The sequence below is a fragment of the Allobosea sp. CS1GBMeth4 genome, assembly GCF_900185715.1.
Taxonomy (GTDB): domain Bacteria; phylum Pseudomonadota; class Alphaproteobacteria; order Rhizobiales; family Beijerinckiaceae; genus Allobosea.
On the sequence record NZ_FYAS01000018.1, the window covers coordinates 35,411 to 53,337 of the forward strand.

A 17,927-nucleotide genomic window follows, 5' to 3' on the forward strand; every position below is an offset into this window, starting at 1 on the left:
ATGAATGTCACAGTTAGTTTAGAATTATTCCAATTACAATCTGGTTTCGAGGCGGTCGACGTCCCTGCCGACGCCGGCGGCCGGAGCGACGAAGCCGCAAGCGGGTGCCTAGCCCCTCATGGCGAAGAGTTCCTGGTGGAACCGCTCCCGCACCGGCGTCCCGCGGGCGGCGAAATCCGCGCGCAGCGCCTCGCCGAAGCGTGCCGGGCCGCAGAACCAGATGCTGGCGGCCCGCCATTCCGGCACGGCGGTGCGAATCCGGTCGCCGGTCAGGCGGCCATCCCTGACGTCGACGAGGATATGCAGACGGATGTTCGCGGCGTCGGCATCCGCCCTCAATTTCGCCAGCGCGGTCTCGTCGACATCGGCGGTCGTGTGGAACAGGTCGACCTCCGGCGGCGGCTGGTCCGGATGCGCCGAGCGCTCCCGGGCCAGGTGCTTCATCCGGGCGATGAACGGCGTGATGCCGATGCCCGCGCCGATCCAGATCTGCCGCGGCCGGCCGTCGTCGAAGTCGAAGCAGCCGTAAGGACCTTCGACCTTGACGTCCTGGCCGACATGCAGCTTCTCCCGCAGCCGGCTGGTGTGGTCTCCGAGTTCCTTGGCGATGAAGGTGATCCGGCGGTCGTCCTCATGCCAGGCGGAGGCGATGGTGTAGGGATGGGCGCCTTCGCGGGCATCCGAGGTCGCGAAGGCGAACTGCCCGGGCTTGTGGCCGGGCCAGCCCCGCGGCACCTCGATCTCGACCTCGAGGACGCGCACGCCGGGATAGTGCTTGAGCGAGGCGATCGTGCCCAGCACCTGCCGGCCGGCACCGACGCGGCGCAGCAGCACGATGACCGCCGCATAGGTTCCCAAGGCCAGGAGCAGCGCCGTCACCACGCCGTGCGGCGATGTCCAGTCGCGGAAATCGAGCAGGACGACGGCGTGGAACACCAGGGCGGCATAGACGAAGGCGAGCAGGCGATGCGTCTTGAAGAAGAGGTGATAGGGAAAACGCCGGATCAGCGCGAGCCCGATCAGCAGGACCGCCGCATAGAACGCCCATTCGCCGATGCTCTCCGCCGTGCCGCGCAAGCCCGAGAAGGCGAGCTCGACCGGATTGTCCAAGGGCGCTCTCGCCCTGCGCACGGGGCGGTCCAGCCAGCCCCAGCCGACCGCCCATTTCGGCCCCTGGCTCCACAGCCAATGGATCACCGACAGGACGAGGGCGGCGATGCCCAGCCATCGGTGCAGGCGGTACATCTTGTCCAGCCCGCCCAGCCAGCGCTCCGGCCACCGCGGCCGCAACGCCAGGATCATCGCGACGCTCATCGCGCCCATGGCGACGACGCCGCTGTACTGGACCAGGGCGCCGCGCAGGGCGAAGAAGCCCGCCGATCCGAACACGGTCGGCTCGGCCGCCAGCCACAGGAGGCTCAACAGGAGGAACAACCCCCAGAATGCCTGCTTGATGGTGCGCATAGCCGTCGCGAGCCTCCGGGGGAGGGATTAAACCCTATGCGCTGCGGGGCCTGTCATTGACGGAGGTCAAGTCCGGTCGGCGTGCCGGCTTTCGCGGGCTCGCGGCCGGAGTCGCGGGCGCGGCGCGGAAGGTCGGGCCGAGCGGAACCTCCAAGAGCGTCCCGCCGGAGCGGCAGATCAACAGCGCGTCGAGACCATGTCTGCGGGCCAGGGCCGCGCCCTTCTCCGGCCCCAGCACCATCAGCGCCGTCGCCCAGGCGTCGGCATCCATGCAGCTCTCGGCGACGACCGAGACCGAGGCGACCTCATTGTCCGCCGGGCCGCCGCGCCGGCGGTCCATCGTGTGCGACAGGCGTCGTCCGCCGAGATCGACCCAGTGGCGGTAGTCGCCCGAGGTGGCGACGGCCGCGTCCCGCAGCGCGATCACGCCCGCAGGGCTGCGCAGAGCGTAGTCGGGCTTCTCCACGGCCACCAGCCAGGGCGTTGCGCCGGCCTTGAGGCCGCGCGCCTTCAGCTCACCGTCGAGGCCGACCAGCGCATGCGCGATGCCGAACGCCTCGGCCGTGCGCATCATCTCGTCCACGGCGAAGCCCTTGGCGATGCCCGAGAGGTCGAGAACGGCCGGGGCGTGCCGGCGCGCGCGCCCTGCCGCCAGGTCGAGTTCCACCACCGCATGGGCGGGCGGCGGGCACTCGGCGAGGGCGGCCCTGATCACCTCCGCATCGGCCATGCCGCGAGCCGGTCCGAAGCCCCAGGCATGGACCAGGCTTCCCAGGCCGATGTCGAAGGCCCCGTCAGAGGCGCGCCCGATCTCCAGCCCCCGGGCGAGGACCTGCATGAGTTCGGGCGGCAGCGGCACCCAGGCGCCGGGCGCCGCGGCGTTGAGGCGCATCAGGTCGCTGTCCGGTTTCCAGGTCGACATCTGGCGGTCGACGCGGTCGACGGTGCCCGCCAGCGCCGCCTCGAGCGCGGCGATGTCGGTCCGCGGCGGCGTGTAGAGCAGCGCCGACCAGCGCGTCCCCATGGTGGCGCCGCTCAGAGCATGACGGACGAGGTCAGTAGACATCTTCGACATATCTCCCGCCGGCCCGGAGAGTGGCCGGGCTGATGCCCGTCGGGGCGAGCAGATCGGCCAGCGCCGCCGTCACGCCCGCGGCCATGTCGCGCCCGCCGCAGACCATGACCTGCGCGCCGCCGGCGACGAGGGCCCGGAGGCGATCGGCATCGGCGCGCAACCGGTCCTGCACATAGCCGCCCCCCTTGATGCGGGAGAAAGCGGTGGCGAGGCTGGTCATCCGCCCCTGCTTCAGCCATTCGGCGAGCTCGCGCCCGTAGAGGAAATCGGAAGCCGGGTCGCGCCCGCCGAAATAGAGGTGGATCGGGCGGCCTTCGCGATTGGCGCGGATGAACCCGGCGAGCGGCCCGATCCCGGCGCCTGCCCCGATCAGGATCAGCGGCGTTCCGCCATCGGCGGGGCGGAAGGCGGGGTTGGCCTTCACAAAGGCGTCCACGGCATCGCCGGGCCGGAGACCGTGCAGGAAGCCGGAGCAGAGGCCGCCGGCCTGCTTCCTCACGCAGATCTCGACGAATCCGTCCCTGGTCGAGCTGGCCAGCGAGTAGTAGCGCGGCACGGCGCAATCCGGCGGCAGGATGCCGAGGAGGTCGCCCGCGGCGAAGCGCGGGAAGCCGCGCCCGGCGAGGCGCGCCAGGAGCGCGCCTTTCGGCAGGGCGAAGCGCAGCACGCTGGTCGGAGCCTGCACCTCCATGCCGTGGTCGACGCGGCTGACCAGCGTCAGCCGCTGGGTGCGCGGCCGCGCCGGCGCATGGGCCAGAGCGAGCCTCTCGCCCAGCGCGGCCGCCAGTGCCTCGCCCCAGCGCGCGAACTCCTGCGTCGACTGGCGGTCGATCGTCCCCAGCGGCATCAGGGCGGGCCATTTCCTTTGCCGCAGGGCCGCCTCCACATCGCGGGCGAACCGGCAGAAATGCGGGAACCGACGGTCCCCGAAGCCGAGGACGGCGACCGGGATGGCAGGCGCTTCCGTGATCTCGCCGAGACGCTGCAGGAATGCGCCGGCGCTGGCCGGGGCGGCCCCGTCGCCATGGGTCGCCGCCAGCAGGAGCATGCGCCGCGCCGCCGGATAGGAGCGCGCGAGATCGTTCATCGCGGCGACGTGAACCTTGTGACCGTTTGCGGTGAGGGCGGCGTGCAGCGTCCGGGCGAAGCCCCAGGTGCTGCCGCCTTCGCTGCCGACCAGGATCACGGTATCGGCGGCCGCGGCCCGAACATTGCCGGCGAAGCGGGGGCGGACGCGCCTCTGGCGCCACCACGCCACGCCACCGCTCACGCCGAGGACCGGCGTGGCGATGGCGCCGAGGCCGAGCAGCAGGCCGAGCCACCAGAGTCCCTGGCCGGTGTGCAGCATATAGACGAACTCATGGACATGGCGGGCGAACGAATGGTCCTGCCAGGCCAGCACCGCCCCGCTCGCGGGGGCGATATAGCCTTCGCCGGCGGCGGTCGTCAGGCGAAAGAGGTCGTCCGGATTGTCCGGGTTGGGGAAGCTCAATTCCCGAAGCTGGGCGAGATCGAGTTCGCGCAGCGCCGCGAGCTGCCCGGCCGGCAGGGCCGGCCAGCTCGTGCTCGCCGCCGGAAAGGCCGGTCCCTGTGACGCGCCGTCGGGGATCATCCCGAACGTCGCCAGTGCGAGGTAGAGCGCGGTCAGTGACGACAGGGTGAGGCCGAGAGCGCTCAGCCGGCCGAGATCGGTGTGCAGGCGCCGCAGGCCGTCGCCGCGCACGGGCGCGAGCATCCGCCGCCATCCGCCCATGCGCCGGGCCGTCATCTGCAGGCCGGAAAGGGTCAGGGCGAGCATCGCCAACGCCCCCGCCGCCGTCGCAAGGCGGCCGCCCTCTCCGAGGAACAGGGAGCGATGCAGGTTCGTGGTCCAGCGCTGCAGCGCCGGCGGCGCATAGGGCATGACCGCCTGCCCGCTCGACGGGTCGATCACGCTCGCCGCCGGGCCGTCGCTTCCGCCGTGGAAGGCGACGATCTTGCCGGAAGGCAGCCGCCGGAGCTCCTCGACATCGGGAATGGCCTGCGTGACCCGCCCGGCCAGATCGGCGACGCTGACCGCTCCGGCGGGCGGGAGGACCGCCCCGGCCCGGTCCCAGGCCGGCACGATCGAGAGCACCGCGCCACTGACGGCGAGCACCGTCAGCAGGAGCAGGCCCGAGAGGCCGAGACATGCGTGAATCCGGCGTGCCATCGCACCTAGCTCCCCGTCTCGGTCACATGCTGTAGGTGAAGGAGCGGACATAGCTGCGGCCGCGCGCGGGCCGGCCGGCGCCGGCCGCGGTCAGCGGCACCACCACGTCCGAGGGGCTGTCGCGCATGTCTTCCGCCGCCGCGTCGATATGGAGCTTGTAGCCGGCGTCGAAGAGCGCGTCGGCGAGGTCGAGGGTCACCTTCAGGGTGCGGCCGGCTCCGACGCTGGCGCCGGTGATGCCGCTGATCTCCGCCAGCCGGCCGCCCGATGCGCGCTCCCAGCCGCTGAGATGGCTGTAATATTTCGACTTCCCGCCCGCGAACCAGAGCGTGCCCTTGTAGGCGCCTCCGGCGTCGGTCACGTAGATGGCGAGATAGGCACCGTTCCCGCCATAAGCGTTGAGGGTGGTGGTCAGCGTGACGGGTCGCGCCGCGGCCAGTTCGGGCACCGTCAGCGCCGTGGACAGGGCAAGGGCGGCAAGAAGCGGTTTCATCGTCGTCTCCGGATGCGGTCGTTCACCGGGGCGACGCTGAGCTATCGGGCTGACGCGTTCCTGAAGGGCCGCGGAAATCTGCTTCAGCTCGCCGTCAGCTTGGGCGGGCCGCGCAACGCAGAACGCCCGCGCGGAGGCGGGCGTTCTGCAGCGTCTGCGCTGGCGATCGGGCTTGTCGCCGTCCTTACTGGATCTCGCCCTTCGGAGCGGTGCCGCTGCCGAACAGCCCGCTCGCGGGCGGCGCCGCGGCCGGGGCGCCGGGCTCCGGCCGCGCGGTCCCGTCGCGGCGGCGTCCTTCCGAGCGCTCGCCATCGTCGCCCTTGCGCTTGAGGCGGACCACGGCGAGCGAAGCCGGGTCGATCTTCGCCTTGAACGCGCGGCCGTTCTCGTCCTCGCCCCTGATCTGATAGCAGCCGTCGTCCACTTTCAGCCTGCGCACCGTCCAGCCGCGCGCCTTCGCCATCTCGGCGACGGCTTCGCGCGGCTGCCACTGGTCCATCGGCGCCTTGCACGCGTCGTCATCGGCCAGGGCCGCGCCGGATGCCAGCGCACCCAGCAGAACGGCGGCGACCAGAGCCATCCTCGTCATGTCCCGCTCCTGTTCGAACTCTTCGCGTATAGCTCTGGGCCCCATTCCTGACGCAGAGCTGAAGGCGCGGCGGTTCTTGCTTCAGGTCAATGTCAGCTTCCCGCCCGAGATTATTGAGCGAGGCGGCGTGCCGGTGGGCGGACGGCCGGCGAGAGCGAGACGATGCGCATCCTGCTGATCGAGGACGACACCATCCTGGGCGCCGCCATACGCGACCAGCTCGTCTGCGACGGCCATTCGGCCGACTGGGTCGGCAGGCTCGACGCCGCGCGCGACCATGTCCGCAGCGCCGCCTACGACCTGCTGCTGCTCGACCTGATGCTGCCTGATGGCCGCGGCATCGGCTTCCTGCGCGAGCTGCGGGCGCGAGGCGACGCGACGCCGGTCATCATCCTGACCGCGCTCGACCAGCTCTCCGATCGCATCGGCGGGCTCAATGCCGGCGCTGACGACTACATGATCAAGCCTTTCGACCTGTCGGAGCTGTCGGCGCGGCTGAACGCCGTGGCGCGCCGCTATTGCGGCAATCCGAACCCGCTCGTGCGGGTCGGCGACCTCGAGATCGACCTCGTCTCGCGCTCGGTCTGCCGCGCCGGCAGGGATGTCGTCCTCACGGCGCGCGAATGGGCGCTGTTCGAAGCCTTCGTGCAGCGCCCCGGCCAGATCCTGTCCAAGGCACAGCTGGAGGACAGGCTCTACGCCTTCGGCGAGGAGGTCGAGAGCAACACCATCGAGGTCCATGTCAGCCGGCTGCGCAAGAAGCTCGGGCATGCGGTGATCGAGACCGCGCGTGGACTCGGCTACCGCCTCGGACGTGCGGCGTGACGATGCCGCGCAGCCTGCAATGGCGGATTTCGCTGTGGCTGGGGCTCTGCGTCACCCTGCTGTGGGTCGCCGCCGCCGTCCTGACCGCGCAGAGGATGCGCCATGAGATGGACGAGGTGTTCGACAGCGCGCTCGAGGAGACCGCCCAGCGCATCCTTCCGCTCGCCGTGCTCGAGATCGTCGGCCGGGAAGAGGGCGACACGACTCAGCGCATCGCGACGCTGCGCCGGCACGACGAATATTTCACCTATGTCGTCCGCAACGCGCGGGGCGAGGTGCTGCTGCGTTCGCACAGCGCCGAGGACAGCGTCTTCCCTCCGTCGTCGAAGCTGGGCTTCGCCGACACGCCGACCCATCGCCTCTATGTCGATGCTGCGCTGCAGGGCACGGTGACGATCGCTGTGGCGGAGCCGCTGGCGCATCGCCACGCCACGGCGCGACAGGCGCTGATCGGGCTCGCCCTGCCGCTCGCTTTGGTCATCCCGCTCAGCCTGCTCGGCGTCTGGGCGGTGGTCCGCCTCTCGACGGCGCCCGTCCGCAGCCTGCGCGACGACATCGCGGTGCGCGGCACAGGCGATCTCTCGCCCGTTCCATCCTCCGGCCTGCCCGCCGAAATCGGTCCCGTCGCGGAGGCCGTGAACCATCTGCTCGACCGGCTGCGCCGTGCCCTCGAGGCCGAGCGCAGCTTCACCGCCAACGCCGCGCATGAACTGCGCACACCGGTCGCCGCCGCGCTGGCGCAGACCCAGCGCCTGATCGCCGAGGCGCAGGATGCGGCCCTGCGGGAGCGGGCGCTGCAGATCGAGACGGCGCTCCGGCGCTTGTCCCGCCTGGCGGAAAAGCTGATGCAGCTGGCGAGGGCCGAAGGCGGGCGGCTTCGCAGCGAGGAGCCGACCGATATCGGCCAGACCGTGACGCTCGTCGTCGACGAGCTCGGCCGCAGTCCGGAAGCCTCGGGCCGCATCGCTCTCAGCCTGCCTGACGCCGCGGTCTGGTCCGATATCAATCCCGACGCCCTCGCCATCGCCGTCCGCAATCTGGTCGAGAACGGCCTGAAGCACGGAGCCCCTGGCGGGACGGTCGCCGTCGCTCTGTCCGCCGATGGCGAGCTGATGGTCTCCAATGACGGTCCGCCGTTCCCGCCGGACCTGCTCGAGCGGCTGCTGCGGCCGTTCGAACGCGGCCGCACGGCTGCGGACGGCACCGGTCTCGGTTTGGCGATCGCGCGGGCCATCGCGTCCGGCGTCGGCGGCACGCTCGTCCTCACTTCACCCGTGCCGGGCGAGGCGGGCGGCTTTCAGGCGAGATTCTGCCTGCCCGCCCTTCCGCCTCCAGCGGACGCGTAGCCCGCAGCGCTACGACGGGATGCGGCGGACGTTCCACATGCTCGGTATCGTCGACTCGAGGAAACCGGTCAGGTCGGCGCGATAGGCCGTCGGAATGAAGAACTGGCCGAGCGGTATGATCGGCGCCTGCTTGAAGGCGTCGCGCTGGATCGCCTCCGCGATCGCCTGCTGCTCGGCCGCATCCTTAGCCGCCAGCCATTTCGCGGCCAGCTCCTCGGCCGTCGCGTTCTCGTACCAGCCGAACCAGCCCTTGCCGCCCTGGCCGCGCAAAGTCTGGTTGATCGCCGGGTTGTCGACCGCGAGCGAGGGCCACCAGGTGTGGAAGACGCTCCATCCGCCCTTCTCGATCGGCTCGCGCGAGGCGCGCCTCTGCACTACGGTGCCCCAGTCGGTTTCGACCAGCTCGACATTGATGCCGAGTTTGCGGAAGAGGTCGTCGGTGATCTGCCCCAGCGGTCCGATGCTGGCGATGTCGGTCGGGCTGATGATGACGACGCGCTCGCCGTTGTAGCCGGCCTCGCGCAGCATGGCCTTGGCGCGCTCGAGGTCGCGTGCGCCCTTGAGCGGCTCAGCCCCGGCCTCGCTGGCATAGCGCGTGCCGCAGGGCCACATCGAGAAGCAGCTGCGGAAGTTCTCCGCGATATCGCCCGTGACCGCCCGCATATAGTCGGCCTGCTCGACGGCGAACATGATCGCCCGGCGGATCGCCGGGTTGTCGAAGGGCGGCTGCAGCGTGTTGAAGCGCATCATGCCGATGAAGCCGGCCCGGTCATGTATCGCGACCTTGACATCCTTGTTGCCGCGCAGGACCGGGATCAGGTCGGGCAGGGCCTGGTCCCACCAGTCGATTTCGCCCGACTGCAGCGCGGCCGCGGCCGTCGCGGCATCCGGCATGACGAGCCATTCGATCCGTTCGAAATGCGCGACCTTGCCGCCGGCGGTGCGCTCGGCCGGCTCGGCGCGCGGGACATAACCGTCGAACCTGGCATAGACCGCCTTGCTCCCGGAGACGTACTCGTCCCGCACGAAGCGATACGGGCCCGAGCCGACGATCTCCGTGATCTGCTTGAACGGATCGGTCTTCGCGACCCGCTCCGGCATCATGAAGGGGGTCACGCCCAGCGGCTTGGCGAGCGCCTCGAGAAAGAGCGGGAACGGCGCCCGGAACGAGACGCGCAGATGCCTGTCGTCCGGCGCCTCCCACGTCTCGGCCATCGCGTCCAGCAATTGCCCGAAGGCATCGCGCTTCGCCCAGCGTTGCAGGCTCGCGATGCAATCGCGTGCGAGCACGGGCTGGCCGTCATGCCATCTCAGCCCGTCGCGCAGCTCGATCGTCCAGACGCGACCGTCCGCCGAGGCGGAATGGCCCTTGGCCATCTGCGGCTGTGGCCGCAGCGCGTTGTCGAGGCCGTAGAGCGTGTCGAAGACGGCATAGGCGTGGTTCGTCGTGACCTGCGCCGTCGTCCAGATCGGGTCGAGCGAAGTCAGGTTCGCCTGCGGCACGAATCTCAGCACCTTCGGATCGCGCCGTTGTGCGTGGGCGCCGCGGGACGCTCCGGCCGCCAGGAGCCCCGCCGACGCCGCCAGGAAATCTCGCCGTCTCATCGCCTTTCCCCCTTTTTCATGTCCCATTGCCGGCAGGTTGACATGGGCCGAGTTAATTGTCCATCGTACAATTAATGGTCGCGGGAGAGGAACGATGCGCCGCAGATCGCAGATCGCCCGGCGGGTTGCCGCCGGAAGGAGCCTTGCCCCCGCATCCGCAGGCGGGCCCGGGGCGCATGTGGCGGAGCCCCTCGCGCCGGGGCGGACCGTCCCGCTCTGTCGTTTGGAGCTCGGCCGCCGATGAGCCGCCGTCTCGATCGCGCCGCCCTGCGCGGCAAGGCTCAGGGCGTGCTCGGGCTCGTCGATCCGGCCAGCCTCGGCCCCACCTTGATGCACGAGCACCTGATCTGGGACATCCGCACGCCCGCGATGGCGGCCGACCCCGATCAGGGGCCCGAGATCACCCTCTGCAACTGCTACCGCATGAATTACGGACGCTGGAAGGTGCCCGGGAATCTCGTCCTGCGCTGCCGCGACACGGCCGAAAGGGAAGTGCGGGCCATGGTCGATGCCGGCGGGCGGACCGTCGTCGAGCTGAGCAGCGGCGGGCTGAAGCCCGACCCCGATGGGCTCGCCGAGATCGCACGCCGGACCGGCGCGACCATCGTCATGGGCTGCGGCCATTACGTCCACGACTATCAGGACCGGGCCAATGACGAACGCGGCGTCGACAGCTTCGCATCCGAGATGATCGACCAGGTCTTCGAGGGGGCCTGGGGCACCTCGGTGCGTGCCGGCATCATCGGCGAGATCGGCTGCCAGGTGCCGTGGACCGATCTCGAAAAGCGCGTGCTGCGGGGTGCCCTGATCGCCCAGGAGGAAACCGGCGCCGCCGTCAACATCCATCCCGGGCGCACGGTCGAGCAGCCGCAGGAGATCGCCGCCTTCGTCCGGGCGCATGGCGGCGACATCGGCCGCGTCATCCTCAGCCACATCGATCGGACGATCTTCGACGAGACCACGCTGCTGCGGCTGGCCGACACCGGATGCGTGATCGAGTTCGACCTCTTCGGCCAGGAGCAGGCCTTCTACACCTGGGCCGATATCGACATGCCGAACGATGCGGTGCGCCTGCGCCTCATCCGCAGCCTGATCGACCACGGCCATCTCGATCGCGTCGTGATCAGCCACGACATCTGCTACAAAACGCGGCTGACCAGCTTCGGCGGGCACGGCTATACGCACATCTTCGAGAACATCGTCCCGCTGATGCGCGCCCGCGGCTTTGCGGAGGCCGAGATCGAGGCGATCCTCGTCGGCAACCCGCGGCGCTTGCTGACCTTCGCCTGAGCGGGCGCGCTATCCGGATTTGCCGGAGAGCGCGCGCAATCCGGCGATGATCGTCTCGACATAGAAGTCGAAACTGTGCGTCATCGGCTTTTCGGCGCCGCCCTGCCAGCGCACGATGAAGGCCCGGTTGGCGAGCAGGTCGAGATTGCGCGCCAGCCGTGGGAAACGGCCGGCGTCGACGCCGCGGATCTCGGCCTCGAAGGCCCGCGCCCATTCGCTGGCGTCTTCGGCCGGGCCGGGCGCGAGCTCCAGCGTGACATAGCCGAGCATGCCCGCGACGACGGTGTTGAAAGCGTCGCGCAACCGCTCCCCGCCAAAGCCGGCGGCCTCCAGCGCCGCGAGGATGCACTCGACGAGCTGCATGTCGACGCCCGTGTTCGAGACGATCTGGGCCCCGAGCAGAGGCGCGATGTTGGGGTGCCGGCGCAGCGCTTCGCGGTAACGTGCGAACAGCGCCCTTATCCAGTTCTCCCAATCGCCGGTCGCGTCGTCGGGGGACGGCACGACGTCGCTGAAGGCCGTCGCCGCCACCGCTCCGAGCACGGCATTGCGGCCGCCGGGCATGTGCCAGTAGAGCGCCGTCGGGAACACGCCGAGAGCGCGCGCGAGCTCGCGCAGGCTGAAGGCCTCCAGCCCCCGCTCGTCGATCAGCCGCAGCGCCTCCGCCACGATCTGCGCGCGATCGAGCGCGACGACCTCGTCGCGCCTGGGACGTCCCCGTCGCTTGCGCTGCTCGGCTTGCTGCATGTCCTCCCCGGTGCGCGTCGCAGTGGAATGCGGCTCCACCCGTCGGCATGTTGCACTTAACGCATCCGCCAGCGAAGTCGACACCGGTGCGTGCCGGCTCGGCAAACCTCGCGGGGGCCTCTCGACAAATAAATTGTACAATGTACAATTACTATCGATAGGAGGCGCGCGACGCCTCGCGGGACATCGGTGGACGGCGGATATGGATACGGGGCGGCGGAACAGGACGATCGACGACGAACTGGTGGACGCCCGCGCCCGCTACGCGCAGAGACGGCCGGAATCGCTGGCGGTGCATCGCCGTGCCTGCGAGGTCATGCCTGGCGGCAACACCCGGACGGTGCTCTATCACGGCCCATTTCCGCTCCGTCTCGCCCATGGCGAGGGCGCGATCGCGACCGACGCCGACGGGCACCGCTACGTCAACCTGCTCGGCGAGTACACCGCCGGCCTGTTCGGCCATTCGCATCCGGTCATCCGCGCGGCGATCGACGCTGCGCTCGACGGCGGCGTCAATCTCGGCGGCCACAACCTGCTCGAGGCCGAGCTGGCCCGCCAGGTGGTCGCCCGCTTCGCGGCGATCGAGCAGGTGCGCTTCACCAACTCCGGCACCGAAGCGAACCTGATGGCGATCGCGACGGCGCGCGCCTTCACCAGGCGGCCGAAGGTCCTGGTGTTCCGCGGCGGCTATCATGGCGGCCTGCTCTATTTCGGCGGCGGTGGCATCCCGATCAACGCGCCTTACGACTTCATCGTCGCGCCCTATAACGAGAGCGAGGCGACGGCACGCCTGATCCGGGAGAACGCCTCCGACCTCGCCTGCGTGCTGACGGAGGCGATGATGGGATCGGGCGGCTGCATTCCGGCCCGTCCCGATTTTCTTGCCATGCTGCGCGAGGAGACCCGCGCCGCGGGGGCGCTTCTCGTCCTCGACGAGGTGATGACCTCGCGCTTCGGCCGCAGCGGCGCCCATGGCCTGCTCGGCCTCGAGCCCGATCTCGTGACCCTCGGCAAATGGATCGGCGGCGGCATGTCCTTCGGGGCTTTCGGCGGCCGGGCCGAGATCATGGCAATGTACGATCCGTCGAGGCCGGATTCGCTGCCGCATGCGGGAACCTTCAACAACAATGTGCTCTCGATGGCGGCCGGCATCGCCGCGCTCTCGCAGGTGTTCACGCCGGACGTCGCCGAAGCGCTGCATGCGCGCGGCGAGCGCCTGCGCGAGCGCCTGAACGGACTCTTCCGCGCCGCCGATGTCGCGCTCCAGGCGACCGGGCAGGGTTCGTTGATGACCGTTCATGCCCTGCGCGGCGAGGTGAACGGCCCCGACGACCTCGCCGCCGGCGATGACCGGATCAAGGAGCTCGTCTTCCTCGACCTGCTCGAGCGCGGCTTCTACATCGCGCGCCGCGGCTTCATCGCGCTGTCGCTGGCCATCGACGATGCGGCGATCGAGCAATTCCTCGCCACATTGCGGGACATCGTCGCGGAGCGGAAACCGCTGCTCGCCTGAGAGCGCCGGGCCGGGCAAGAGCCGCAGCCCGGCCGACCGGGCGCAATCACGGGAAGGGCCGTGTCATTCCGCGCCGTACAGGGCCTTGAACCAGATCGCCGACAGCTCCTGGATCAGCATTTCGCGGTCCGCGGCGGCGGCGATGATGTCCGGGTTCCGGATGACGAAGATCTCGCGCAGCACGTCGTCGATCATGCATTCCATGGCGAAGACGCGCAGCTTCAGCCGGGCCGGATCGAGCGGCGAGGGGCGGTGCCGGGCCGCATGCGTCAGGACGCGTTCCGCCCAGCGGCGGTTGACCCGCTGCTTCTCCGCCATGAGCTCCGGCAGCGTCTCGCGCAGCTCGCGCACGCGCTCCATGAAGACCGCGTTCTTCTCGAAATAGTCGATGTAATAGCGATTGGTGGCGACGATCGCCTCGAGCGGCGAGCGTCCCACGGCCCCGCCGCTGGGCATCGCCAGCGTCAGGTCCTGCAGCGCGAGCAGCACGAGCCGCACCGCCTCTTCCTTCGAGCCGACATATTGGTAGAGCGCCGCGCGCGAGACGTCGGCGATCTCCGCGATCCGGTCCATCGACAGCTGCGCGAAGGAGGACTGCTCCAGGGCCACCGCGCTCGCCCAGACGACCCGGCGGCGCGTCCGCTCTCCCTTGCGCAGCCCGGACTCGGACGCCGCGGCTTCGAGCAGGTCGGTCAGGCGCGGCGCCGGCCTGCCGTCCTGGCCCAGGACTTCGATGAACGGGCTCGGCGCCGCGCTGCCTTTGGCCATGTTCGGGGAATCTCGATTTTCGATCACGCACCATCTTGCCAAGAGCTAACATGCATGTCAGCTTTCAAAAACTGACATCGATGTCATAAAAAAATCGACAAGGGGACGGACTAATGGCAAAGCCTGTGCAGCCGACGCGCCGCCAGATCATCGCCGGCGCTGGAATCGCCGGTTCCATGCTGGCCATGCCGAACATCGTGAGGGCGCAGGCGCGCCGCATCGTCGTCCGCGATCTCGGCATCGGCACATCCTTCAACGACGCCTATGGCCGCGAGTTCACCAAGGCCACGGGCATCGAGGTGCAGCCGATCACCGGCGCCAACGATCCGATCGGCCAGATCAAGCAGATGGTCGACAGCAGGACCTACACCTGGGACATGTCGATCGTCGCGCGTCAGGTCGCCAATCAGCTCGCGGCCGACGGGCAGGGCTATCTCGAGCCGCTGAAGCTGGAGAGCGAGCCGAGCTGGCAGGCACTGCCGGAAGGCTTCCGCTCGCCCGTCTACGCTGGCAACGACGTTGTGGCCACCGTGCTCGGCTACCGGACCGACCGGGTGAAGACGGCTCCGATGGGCTGGGCGGATTTCCTCGATGTCGCCAGGTTCCCGGGCCGGCGGGCGATGCGCCGCTCGCCGGTCGACAGCGTCGAGCAGGCGCTGCTGGCCGATGGTGTCGCGCCGGACAAGCTCTACCCGCTCGATTTCGACCGCGCTTTCCGGAAGCTCGACGCGGTCAGGAAGGATATCTCGGCCTGGTGGACCTCCGGGGCGCAGTCGACGCAGTTGCTCCAGTCCGGCGAAGTCGATTTCTGTCCGAGCTGGAACGGCCGCATCCAGGCGGCGATCAACGCCGGCGCCCCTGTCGCGATCATGTGGGACCAGGCGCTCTGGCAGACCGAGGGCTGGGTCATCCTCAAGGGCGGGCCGAAGGCCGATCTCTGCCGCGAGTTCATCAAGTTCGCGCTGGCGCCGGAGCGCCAGGCCGTCTTCGCCAAGGCGACCGGTTATGGACCGACGGTCCCGGCGGCGCTCGACAGGATCGAGCCGGCGGTGGCGAAGACCATGCCGACCTTCCCGGCCAACAAGTCGAGCGCCATCCTCGTCGACGTCGACTTCTGGACCCGGACCCGCGACCAGGCCACCGAACGCTTCACCAAATGGGTGGTCGGCTGAACCGCATCCCGCCATGCGACTCGTCATCCCGCAGGCGGCTCTGGCGCCGCCTGCCGCGCCGAGGCTGATCCTTTGACACGTCCAAAGCTCGACATTCGTGGCGTCACCAAGCGCTACGGCGAGGCGACGGCGCTGCTGCCGACCAGCCTGCAGGTCGCGGCGGGCGAGTTCCTGACCCTGCTCGGACCCTCCGGCTCGGGCAAGACGACGCTGCTGATGATGATCGCGGGTTTGACCGAGGCGTCCGGCGGCGAGATCCTGCTCGACGGCCAGGACATCACGCGCACGCCCGCCTACCGGCGCGAGATCGGCGTCGTCTTCCAGAACTACGCCCTGTTTCCGCATCTCAGTGTCTTCGAGAACGTCGCCTTCCCCCTGCGCATGCGCAAGCGGCCGGATTCCGAGATCGCCGCCGCCGTCGGCCGGACGCTCGAGCTGGTGCGCCTCGGCCATCTCGCCGCGCGCCTGCCGCGGGAGCTGTCCGGCGGGCAGCAGCAGCGCGTCGCCTTCGCCCGCGCCATCGTCTTCGATCCCCAGCTCGTGCTGATGGACGAGCCGCTCGGCGCGCTCGACAAGAAGCTGCGCGACGAGCTCAAGCTCGAAATCCGCAAGCTTCACGCCGAGCTGAGGAAGACCATCGTCTACGTCACGCACGACCAGGACGAGGCGATGCTGCTCTCCGATCGCGTCTGCCTGATGAACGAGGCGCGGGTCGAGCAGATCGATGCGCCGGTCGCGCTCTACGAGCGCCCGCGCACGCGTTTCGCCGCCAGTTTCGTCGGCGAGAGCAATCTCCTCGACGGCATCGTCCAGGGCGGGCAGGTGCGGGTCGGCGAGCGCTCGCTGGCTACCGCCCATCGCGACCGCCTGCCCGCCGACGGGCAGCCCGTCACCGTGCTCATCCGTCCCGAGCGGCTGCGCTTCGCCCCGGGGCCGGACGCGGCCCTGCTGCAGGGCAGGGTGGTCGATGTCCTCGACCTCGGCGCCGTGCGGCGCCTGTCCATTGTCAGCTCCGGCACGGCCGGGCTCGCGATGACGGTGCTCGGCGGCGGCAAGCCGGTCGAAGCAGGGGGCGAGGTCTTTCTGACCGCCGCCCCCGAGGATGTCGTGCCGCTGTCGGAGAGCGGATCATGACGCGCCTCGGCCAGCGGCTCCTGCTCTTCGGCCCCGCGCTGCTGCTGCTGGGCCTGTTCTTCGCGGCGCCGATCGGCGGCTTCCTGGCGCAGGGCTTCCTCGATCGGGAGGGCGCGCCGACGCTGGACCATGTCGGCCGCATGTGGGCCGCCGGCACCTATGTGCAGGTGATGGTCGCCTCGGTGAAGATCTCGCTGTGGGTGACGCTGTTCAGCGTGCTGATCGGCTATCCGGTCGCCTATGTGCTCGCCAATGCCGATCCGCGGCGCAAATCGACCTGGGCGCTCTTCGTGCTGCTGCCGTTCTGGTCGAGCTTCCTGGTGCGCACCTTCGCCTGGATCGTGATCCTCGGCCGGCAGGGGCCGGTCAATGCCGGGCTCGTCGCGGCCGGCCTCAGCGAGCAGCCGCTCGAGCTGCTTTATAGCTGGGCGGCGGTGGTGATCGGCATGACCAATGTGCTGGTCCCGTTCGCGATCCTCACCATGGTCGGGGTGATGGAACGGATCGACCGCGGCCTGGCGGTGGCGGCGGGCACGCTCGGCGCGCGGCCGGTGCAGGCCTTCTTCCGCATCTATCTGCCGCTGTCGATGCCGGGAGTCACGGCCGCCGCCCTGCTGGTCTTCATCTCGGCGCTCGGCTTCTTCATGGCGCCGGCGCTGCTCGGCAGCGCACGCGAGACGATGATCACGCAGCTCGTCATCCAGCAGGTGACGGAACTCGTGAACTGGCCCTTCGCCGCGATCCTCTGCCTGCTCCTGCTCGTCACCGCCCTCGTCCTCTTCGCGCTGTTCGACAGGGCCGTCGGCCTCTCGACCCTGTCGGGCGAGGCCGGCCGCGGCGCGTCGGCCGGGAGCGGCGTCGCCCGCCGGTTCTGCGGCGCGCTGGGCGATGCCGCGGCCTGGCTCGCGGAGACCCTGCGTCTGGCGCCGCCGGCGCCCGGGCAGGGCGGAGCAGGGACCAGGGCTCTCGCCGTCCTCGCCATCCTGTTCCTGATCCTGCCGCTGCTGGTGCTGCTGCCGGTCTCCTTCTCGGGACGGGAGTTCCTGTCCTGGCCGCCCGGCGCCCTGGGCCTGCGCTGGTATGCGGAGGTGTTCTCTTCGCCGGTCTGGCTCGACGCGGCCCTGCGCTCCTTCGTCGTCGCGCTGCTGACCACCGCAGTCTGCCTCGTCGTGGCGGTGCCGGCCGCCTTCGGCTTCCAGCGGTTGACGGGGCGCGTCGCGAGCGCGGCCTTCGCCGCGATGATCGCGCCGCTGCTGATGCCGCGCATGGTGATCGCGGTGGCGCTGTTCTATGTCTACGCCCGGCTCGGTCTGGTCGGCACCGTCGCGGGGCTGGTCATCGGGCATGCCGTGATCGCGCTGCCCTACGTCTTCATCGCCGTCACCGCGGTGCTCAAGACCTATGATCGGCGCCTCGACCAGGCGGCGGCCTCGCTCGGCGCCTCGCCTCTGGCGACGGCGCGGCACGTGACGCTGCCGCTGATCGCCGGCGGCATCGTCTCGGCGGCGCTCTTCGCCTTCGTGATCTCGCTCGACGAGCTCAATGTCGCGCTGTTCGCCTCCGGCGGGCTGCAATCGACGCTGCCGAAGCTGATGTGGGACGAGGCGACGCTGCGCTTCTCGCCGCTGCTGGCCGCCGTCTCCACGCTCGTCCTGCTCGTCATGAGCGCGCTCGTGCTGCTCGCCGCGCGCCTGCGCCCCGCTTCCTGAAGGATT

Annotated in this window: 15 protein-coding genes; 7 read left to right on the forward strand and 8 right to left on the reverse strand. The window is 69.9% G+C overall.

All coding sequences use genetic code 11. From position 1 onward, the window contains the following. Positions 1 to 108: 108 nt before the first annotated feature. The 5 genes from CS1GBM4_RS10865 to CS1GBM4_RS10885 form a co-directional block, all read right to left on the reverse strand. Positions 109 to 1,464 carry a ferric reductase-like transmembrane domain-containing protein gene (locus CS1GBM4_RS10865; RefSeq protein WP_186418738.1) on the reverse strand — a complete coding sequence of 452 codons (1,356 nt, stop codon included), beginning with the start codon at positions 1,462 to 1,464 and terminating at the stop codon, positions 109 to 111. Between the two features lie 34 nt (positions 1,465 to 1,498). Next, positions 1,499 to 2,539 carry an FAD:protein FMN transferase gene (locus CS1GBM4_RS10870; RefSeq protein ID WP_186418739.1) on the reverse strand — a complete coding sequence of 347 codons (1,041 nt, stop codon included), beginning with the start codon at positions 2,537 to 2,539 and terminating at the stop codon, positions 1,499 to 1,501. Then, complete coding sequence (locus CS1GBM4_RS10875) at positions 2,520 to 4,730, reverse strand: PepSY domain-containing protein (protein WP_186418740.1); 2,211 nt, start codon at positions 4,728 to 4,730, stop codon at positions 2,520 to 2,522. The genes CS1GBM4_RS10870 and CS1GBM4_RS10875 overlap by 20 nt, the downstream gene beginning before the upstream one ends. Before the next feature lie 22 nt (positions 4,731 to 4,752). Continuing rightward, positions 4,753 to 5,223 carry a DUF2271 domain-containing protein gene (locus CS1GBM4_RS10880; protein ID WP_186418741.1) on the reverse strand — a complete coding sequence of 157 codons (471 nt, stop codon included), beginning with the start codon at positions 5,221 to 5,223 and terminating at the stop codon, positions 4,753 to 4,755. A 184-nt stretch (positions 5,224 to 5,407) separates the two neighbouring features. Further along, positions 5,408 to 5,812 carry a PepSY domain-containing protein gene (locus CS1GBM4_RS10885; protein WP_186418742.1) on the reverse strand — a complete coding sequence of 135 codons (405 nt, stop codon included), beginning with the start codon at positions 5,810 to 5,812 and terminating at the stop codon, positions 5,408 to 5,410. A 162-nt stretch (positions 5,813 to 5,974) separates the two neighbouring features. Between CS1GBM4_RS10885 and CS1GBM4_RS10890 the strand changes: the two genes are divergently transcribed. Further along, on the forward strand, positions 5,975 to 6,637 hold the full coding sequence (locus CS1GBM4_RS10890; protein ID WP_186418743.1) for a response regulator transcription factor: 663 nt from the start codon (positions 5,975 to 5,977) through the stop codon (positions 6,635 to 6,637). After that, a complete protein-coding gene (locus tag CS1GBM4_RS10895; RefSeq protein WP_186418744.1) occupies positions 6,634 to 7,983 on the forward strand; it encodes an ATP-binding protein in 1,350 nt (449 codons plus the stop codon). The genes CS1GBM4_RS10890 and CS1GBM4_RS10895 overlap by 4 nt, the downstream gene beginning before the upstream one ends. A gap of 9 nt (positions 7,984 to 7,992) precedes the next feature. Here the strand turns inward: CS1GBM4_RS10895 and CS1GBM4_RS10900 are convergent, their stop codons facing one another. After that, positions 7,993 to 9,498, reverse strand: coding sequence for an ABC transporter substrate-binding protein (locus CS1GBM4_RS10900; protein WP_244607169.1), 1,506 nt, complete (start codon positions 9,496 to 9,498; stop codon positions 7,993 to 7,995). A 330-nt stretch (positions 9,499 to 9,828) separates the two neighbouring features. Here CS1GBM4_RS10900 and CS1GBM4_RS10905 point away from each other — a divergent pair, with 330 nt between their 5' ends. Then, positions 9,829 to 10,878 carry an aryldialkylphosphatase gene (locus CS1GBM4_RS10905; protein ID WP_186418746.1) on the forward strand — a complete coding sequence of 350 codons (1,050 nt, stop codon included), beginning with the start codon at positions 9,829 to 9,831 and terminating at the stop codon, positions 10,876 to 10,878. Between the two features lie 9 nt (positions 10,879 to 10,887). On the opposite strand, the gene CS1GBM4_RS10910 is transcribed toward CS1GBM4_RS10905, so the two are convergent. Next, the gene (locus CS1GBM4_RS10910; RefSeq protein WP_186418747.1) at positions 10,888 to 11,625 is read right to left on the reverse strand and encodes a TetR/AcrR family transcriptional regulator C-terminal domain-containing protein; all 738 of its coding nucleotides are present in this window, start codon (positions 11,623 to 11,625) and stop codon (positions 10,888 to 10,890) included. Between the two features lie 202 nt (positions 11,626 to 11,827). On the opposite strand from CS1GBM4_RS10910, the gene CS1GBM4_RS10915 reads away from it, so the two are divergent. Then, entirely contained in the window at positions 11,828 to 13,138 is a 1,311-nt protein-coding gene (locus CS1GBM4_RS10915; protein ID WP_186418748.1) for an aminotransferase class III-fold pyridoxal phosphate-dependent enzyme, read from the forward strand. Between the two features lie 63 nt (positions 13,139 to 13,201). On the opposite strand, the gene CS1GBM4_RS10920 is transcribed toward CS1GBM4_RS10915, so the two are convergent. Further along, positions 13,202 to 13,906, reverse strand: coding sequence for a TetR/AcrR family transcriptional regulator (locus CS1GBM4_RS10920; RefSeq protein WP_186418749.1), 705 nt, complete (start codon positions 13,904 to 13,906; stop codon positions 13,202 to 13,204). A 113-nt stretch (positions 13,907 to 14,019) separates the two neighbouring features. Between CS1GBM4_RS10920 and CS1GBM4_RS10925 the strand changes: the two genes are divergently transcribed. From CS1GBM4_RS10925 to CS1GBM4_RS10935, 3 genes are all read left to right on the forward strand, one after another. Then, a complete protein-coding gene (locus CS1GBM4_RS10925; RefSeq protein ID WP_186418750.1) occupies positions 14,020 to 15,078 on the forward strand; it encodes an ABC transporter substrate-binding protein in 1,059 nt (352 codons plus the stop codon). Between the two features lie 72 nt (positions 15,079 to 15,150). Next, positions 15,151 to 16,212, forward strand: a complete 1,062-nt coding sequence (locus CS1GBM4_RS10930; protein WP_186418751.1) for an ABC transporter ATP-binding protein — start codon at positions 15,151 to 15,153, stop codon at positions 16,210 to 16,212. Next, a complete protein-coding gene (locus tag CS1GBM4_RS10935) occupies positions 16,209 to 17,921 on the forward strand; it encodes an ABC transporter permease subunit (RefSeq protein ID WP_186418752.1) in 1,713 nt (570 codons plus the stop codon). Before CS1GBM4_RS10930 ends, CS1GBM4_RS10935 begins: the two co-directional genes overlap by 4 nt. Positions 17,922 to 17,927: the final 6 nt, after the last annotated feature.